A 5,855-nucleotide genomic window follows, 5' to 3' on the forward strand; every position below is an offset into this window, starting at 1 on the left:
TACATTCATGGCATATGGATGAGACTTATATCAAAGTGAAGGGGCGATGGACTTACCTGTATCGTGCAGTTGATCAACGTGGTCATACGATTGACTTTTACCTTTCCGCTAGACGGAACAGTAAATCAGCCTATTGTTTTTTAGGAAAAATCTTCAATACGGTGAAAAAATGGCAAATTCCACGGGTCATCAATACAGATAAAGCAGCGACCTATGGCCATGCTTTATCACGGTTAAAGCGAGAAGGAAAATGTCCAGTAGATATTGAGCACAGGCAGATTAAGTATAAAAATAATGTCATTGAATGTGATCATGGTAAGTTAAAGAGAATCATCAGGGCCACATTAGGATTCAAATCTATGAAGACGGCTTATGCCACAATTAAAGGTATTGAAGTCATGCGTGCACTACGTAAAGGACAAGCATCGTCATTTTATTATGGTCAGCCTCAAGGTGAAGTGTGTCTAATCAACAGGGTTTTCGGTCTCTAAGCACTTTTAAAAAGGAACTTCATCGACTCAAATCTCTATTTGCAACAGTGCCGATTAAATAATAAGCGTGGAACGTGAAAAATCATAAAAAAAAGCCCACCTTGGGGAGGTTGGGCAAAAAAGAAACTACAGCTTTGAATTTTCAAGAGAATTATACCGCATTTCGTATAAGGTGTATTATGTTAATTTTAGAAAAAACTTAAAATTATCTATTAAAGAATTATATATTTTTGGATTACTTATAAGTGAAATAGCACCTATATAGTGCAGGCTTAGCTAGAAAAACTATAACACTCTAAGAAAGTATGGGTTTTTATGTACAAGGCAATTTCATGAGAAGCCAGATGATAAAATTCGAGGCTCCCCAATTTTGTAAATCAAATATATGCAAAATAATGTGAGTAAGCCGGCAGTACCAGCATTAACACTGGCTGCACTAGGAGTAGTATTCGGCGATATAGGAACGAGTCCATTATATGCATTAAAAGAAAGCTTTCATGCGACACGCGGGCTACCTATTAATGAACTTAATATCCTGGGAATTCTCTCTTTAATCTTTTGGACCATTACCTTAATTGTTTCGCTTAAATATGTTTTGGTGATCATGAGAGCTGATAACAATGGTGAAGGGGGTATCATGGCATTACTCGCCTTAAACCTTAGGCAAAAAGGATTGTCCCGTGGAAAAAGATTGGCAATCATTATCTTAGGTTTCATTGGAGCATCCTTATTCTTCGGTGACGGTATCATCACCCCTGCTATTTCTGTTTTATCTGCAGTTGAGGGACTTTCTGTTGCTGCCCCGTCATTTGATCGCTTCATTATTCCAATCAGTATTGGAATTCTTATAGCTCTCTTTGCCGTTCAAAAACATGGGACTGCAATGATGGGGAAGTTTTTTGGTCCTATTACCCTGTTATGGTTCCTATCTATTGGTGCCATTGGCATTATGAGTATTATTCAAAGTCCATTTGTTCTTGCATTATTCAGCCCACACTGGGCTTTTTTATTCGTTATTAACAATCCTCTTATTTCATTTTTTGTGATGGGAGCTGTGGTTTTAACAGTAACAGGTGGTGAAGCCTTATATGCGGATATGGGACATTTTGGTATTTTACCGATCAAGTTAGGCTGGTTTTTAATTGTACTGCCATGTCTGATGCTGAATTATGCTGGACAAGGAGCATTACTGTTAAGAGATCCTTCGGCTATCACCAATCCTTTTTACCTGCTTCTGCCTTCAGCCCTTCTATATCCTATGATTATTCTGGCTACTGCAGCTGCAGTGATTGCCTCACAGGCTTTAATCAGTGGGGTATTCTCAATGGCTAAACAGGCAATACAGTTGGGATATCTACCTAGGCTTACAGTTTTACATACCTCCGCTTCGGAAATTGGACAAATTTATATTCCATTACTGAACTGGCTCCTGTTTATCTCTATCACCATCTTGATCTTAATATTTGAAAGTAGCAGCAAGTTGGCAGGTGCTTATGGTCTGGCCGTCACTGTGACCATGTTCTGTGACACACTGTTAGTAGCTTTTCTGGCTTATAGTTACTGGAAATGGAAAACATGGAAAGTCTTACTGTTCATTATTCCATTCGCCTTTATTGATCTGGTTTTGCTGAGTTCAAACCTATTAAAAGTCCTGATTGGAGGCTGGGTACCAGTCGTTATTGCAGTTATTGTTTTTACCCTCATGATGACCTGGAAAAAAGGCAGAGAGATTCTTCAGGACAAACTGCAGAAGGACACGCTTCCACTGAATGTGTTTCTTGAGCACCTTGAACAGACAGGTCAGAAAGTGAGTGGAAATGCCGTATTTTTAACTGGAACGCCTCAAGTCGTACCCCATGCGCTTTTACATAATCTAAAGCATAATAAAGTTCTGCATGAACGTAATTTTTTGGTGACAATCAAGACTTCTGAAATCCCGTATGTTGATGAAGCTAAGCGAATCGTTACTGAAGTACTAGAGAATGGTTTTTTCAGAATAACGATCCATTATGGATTTAAAGAAGAGCCTAATGTGCCTCATTCATTGAAACAAGCTTTTTCAGTACTGGATCTTGAGTATGACTTAATGAATATCAGCTTCTTTGTTTCTAGAGAAAGATTAATTCCAAGTCTGTCCAGCAAGATGTCTACATGGCGTGAAAAGTTATTTGTCGCAATGCAAAAAAATACCAGCCCTGTCAGTGATTTTTATAAAATCCCTTCTAACCGGGTGGTAGAGCTAGGTAGTCAGATTGAAATTTAAGAATTTCTAAAATGAATAGGCACCTTTAAATAAGGGTGCCTATCTGATCAGAATAAATCTTTTACTTTAATTTTCCAATAGTTGACCAATCTCTAAAGCTGAATAACCACGTTCTTTAAAGATCAAAATAATTGCTTTTTTATAATCTTCAGAAGTAGAGGTCTTATATTTTGTTATAAGTTGAATTTCAGAATTAAGCTGAAGGTCATTTTTTATCGTCAACACTTCCGTAGAGACTTTATTAAAAATCTTGAAATTAAACATACAGGCGCTCTTTATCAATATTATAGCGGCCCGACTACAACAAATACCTGCCTTAGCTCAGCTAGACACCCTTGGCTGCAAGGATTACAAATTAGACAAGATTCTGCAAGTTTTGCTCCATTGAAAGTATGAATATTCAACTAAAGAAGGTTCCATTTAACATAATGGTTGTTATACGAAATTTAAAGCCTAGACACTGGTCTAGACTTTAAATTTCAAAAAATACATAAAAATCAGTTTCATAAACTCATTTTTAGAACTTCATATAACGTGTATTATGTTAATTTTAGAGAAACTCAATAATAAAACTATTTCTTTTTAGTTTTTATCTCACTAATTAATATTCCTAAAATGACACAAAGCCCACCAATAAGAGCTAAAAAGGGTAAACGCTCTCCTGCCAGCCTTCCGAATATTGCTGCCCAAACAGGCTCACCTGAATAGATAATAGCGGCCCTAGAAGGATCTACAGTACGTTGTGCCCAATTCATAGCAAATTGAATGAGTGTGCTGGCAAATCCCAGACTTAATGTAACTACTACGAGTTGCCATGAAATATTAGGAATTTCCGTTTCTCCTGCGAAAGGCATGATAAAAAAACAGAAAATAGACGCTACTACTAATTGGATGATAGTGACATTCTTTAAATCGACTCTACCTGCAAACTTACTGATCAAAATGATTTCAAGGGCTATTCCCAGCGCACTCAAAAGAGTAAAAATTTGTCCTAAATTAAAGTTAACGCCCCTAAAATCATTCCCTGTTAGCAGTATCAAACCAATAAAGGAAAAAAATATTCCAATCCAAATAAAGATATTTGGAAGCTTCTGATAAAAAATCCAGATTAATATTGGTACAAGAGGAATATATAGTGCTGTTAAAAATGCAGACTCACTACTTGTTATCGTCTTTAAACCTATAGTTTGAAGTCCGTATGAAAGTGCTAGTACGGCACCTATCGAAATACCCGCAATAACATCATCTTTACTTATCTTTTTTAGATACTTAAACGTAAAAATAAGCAAAATCATAGCAGCAACCAGAAATCGGCAACCAACAAAGAAAATAGGAGTCGTGTAATTAAGGACATAGTGAACAGCTAAAAAGGTTCCTCCCCAAATCATAGTTATAAATACAAGTACGATCTCAGGAGGTAATCTTTCTTTTAAGAAATGAATTAAGGACATTACAAAATATAAAGTGAAATATACTGCACTATTATTGCATTCATCTTGTTTATAGTGCAATATATTGCACATTAAACTTATGAATACTCAGAATGAATACTGTCCTTGAATTTTTAGGAAAAAATATTCGTTTTTTTCGAGAGAAAATAGAACTGACTCAACAAGAGCTTGCTGATCGTTCAGGGGTAAGCAGACGTACAATAATTGCTTTAGAAGCAGATCAAATAAATATTAGTTTGGCTAAATTAGATGCTATAGCAAATGCCCTAAATATTAGTTTTAGTACTTTAGTTAGTCCGCTAGATTCAAAAATTCAACACTCTTGTACAAATATCTTAGCTTGGAAAGGCAATCATACAGAAAGCTATGCAAATTTACTGGGTACAGTGGATAACGGTACACAGACAGAAATGTGGATATGGTCACTAGCAGCTGGCGATTCTTATATAGCTGAACCTGATCCAGAAGGCTGGAAAGAAATGCTCTATATTATCCATGGAGAGTTAACACTTGAAATTGAAGGTCAATTTAAGATTCTAGGCCCTGAAGATTCGTTTATTTTTTCCAGCTCTACTTTGTACTCATATCATAATAAAAGTGATGAACAGGTAAAATTTGTGAGAAATGTTATTCATTAGCAGCTCATTTAACATAATGGGCGTTATGCGAAATTAGTAAGTATTTACACTGAATTCCTTCCATATTCGTCTTTTGTCTTATATCTATTTTTTTACCCAATGGTAAAATATTCGCATTCATAAGCTGCTAAGGATAGCGGGTAAAAAGCGTCTAAGTGCTAAGTATGAATTAGGGCTAAAACAGCTAACTTACATCGGAAAGTAGGTAATTAAGAAAAAACCAACAGCGCTTAATAAGCCTTATAGTTTTGGGAGAGACTATAAGGCTTTTTTATTTTCTATTTTTCTACCCCTATTTGATTGAACAAATATTCTATAAAAGTTCTTCTTTAACAGGAGGTTCAAAGAGAGCAGCCCACTTAGATAGGCTATCAAGATTGACTAGAGGAACTGTTGGAATGCATAGCTTATCTCTTTCAATAATCCTATTTCTGAGTTCGTCCAGATTCATATCTAAAAAGTGAATTTTAGTAGTCACTCCCCACTGACTTGCTATAGATCGATAGCTATCTCTTTCAGTTTTTAGCCAGAAACCATTTTCAAGAATTACACTATTTCCAGATTTTAGTAATTCCTGGGCAAAATGCCATTGTAGTTTTTCTACTCGAATTCTTATCTCATCGTCATAGAAATCTAGGCCAAGATTATAGAGCCATTCATCAGGAGAAAAGCGTACGGCATTACATTCTTTTGACAGTTGCTTTGCTAAGGTTGTTTTCCCAGAGCCTGGAAGGCCACACATAAGATGTAAAACCGGAGAAATCCTTTTATTTTTCATTTCAACTCCCTGAAATTCGTTACCTCATTTAGTTTTATTTATTTCACTAAAAGTTTTATAAGAAATTAAAAAGCGTAGAATTAATCTACGCTTTTTAAAAATTTCTTGATTATCGAGAAGTAAACCGTCCTTGTTCGTCACGCGGAGGGTTGCTTCCTCTTCCTCGACCACCAGAGCGGCTACCGCGATCATCATCATCGTCGTCATCACGACTACGGCCACGGCCTCGACCAC

General features: G+C 36.3%; 7 protein-coding genes. 3 read left to right on the forward strand and 4 right to left on the reverse strand.

Going from position 1 to position 5,855, the window contains the following annotated elements:
• Positions 1-491: IS6-like element IS1008 family transposase (locus tag MWG72_RS15240; RefSeq protein ID WP_247144416.1), on the forward strand; the 491-nt coding region annotated here is incomplete at its 5' end.
• Between the two features lie 385 nt (positions 492-876).
• Positions 877-2,754, forward strand: a complete 1,878-nt coding sequence (locus tag MWG72_RS15245) for a potassium transporter Kup (RefSeq protein ID WP_004282101.1) — start codon at positions 877-879, stop codon at positions 2,752-2,754.
• A 66-nt stretch (positions 2,755-2,820) separates the two neighbouring features.
• Here MWG72_RS15245 and MWG72_RS15250 read toward each other — a convergent pair whose 3' ends face one another.
• Entirely contained in the window at positions 2,821-3,018 is a 198-nt protein-coding gene (locus tag MWG72_RS15250; protein WP_004282105.1) for a hypothetical protein, read from the reverse strand.
• A 308-nt stretch (positions 3,019-3,326) separates the two neighbouring features.
• Complete coding sequence (locus MWG72_RS15255) at positions 3,327-4,205, reverse strand: DMT family transporter (RefSeq protein WP_247144418.1); 879 nt, start codon at positions 4,203-4,205, stop codon at positions 3,327-3,329.
• Positions 4,206-4,288: 83 nt separating this feature from the next.
• Between MWG72_RS15255 and MWG72_RS15260 the strand changes: the two genes are divergently transcribed.
• On the forward strand, positions 4,289-4,843 hold the full coding sequence (locus MWG72_RS15260) for a helix-turn-helix domain-containing protein (RefSeq protein ID WP_443516289.1): 555 nt from the start codon (positions 4,289-4,291) through the stop codon (positions 4,841-4,843).
• Positions 4,844-5,156: 313 nt separating this feature from the next.
• On the opposite strand, the gene MWG72_RS15265 is transcribed toward MWG72_RS15260, so the two are convergent.
• Both MWG72_RS15265 and MWG72_RS15570 read right to left on the reverse strand, forming a co-directional pair.
• On the reverse strand, positions 5,157-5,621 hold the full coding sequence (locus tag MWG72_RS15265) for a P-loop nucleotide/nucleoside kinase family protein (RefSeq protein ID WP_247144417.1): 465 nt from the start codon (positions 5,619-5,621) through the stop codon (positions 5,157-5,159).
• 24 nt (positions 5,622-5,645) lie between these two features.
• Positions 5,646-5,855: hypothetical protein (locus MWG72_RS15570; protein WP_276520303.1), on the reverse strand; the 210-nt coding region annotated here is incomplete at its 5' end.

This window comes from Acinetobacter lwoffii, assembly GCF_022967985.1.
Classification (GTDB): Bacteria; Pseudomonadota; Gammaproteobacteria; order Pseudomonadales; family Moraxellaceae; genus Acinetobacter.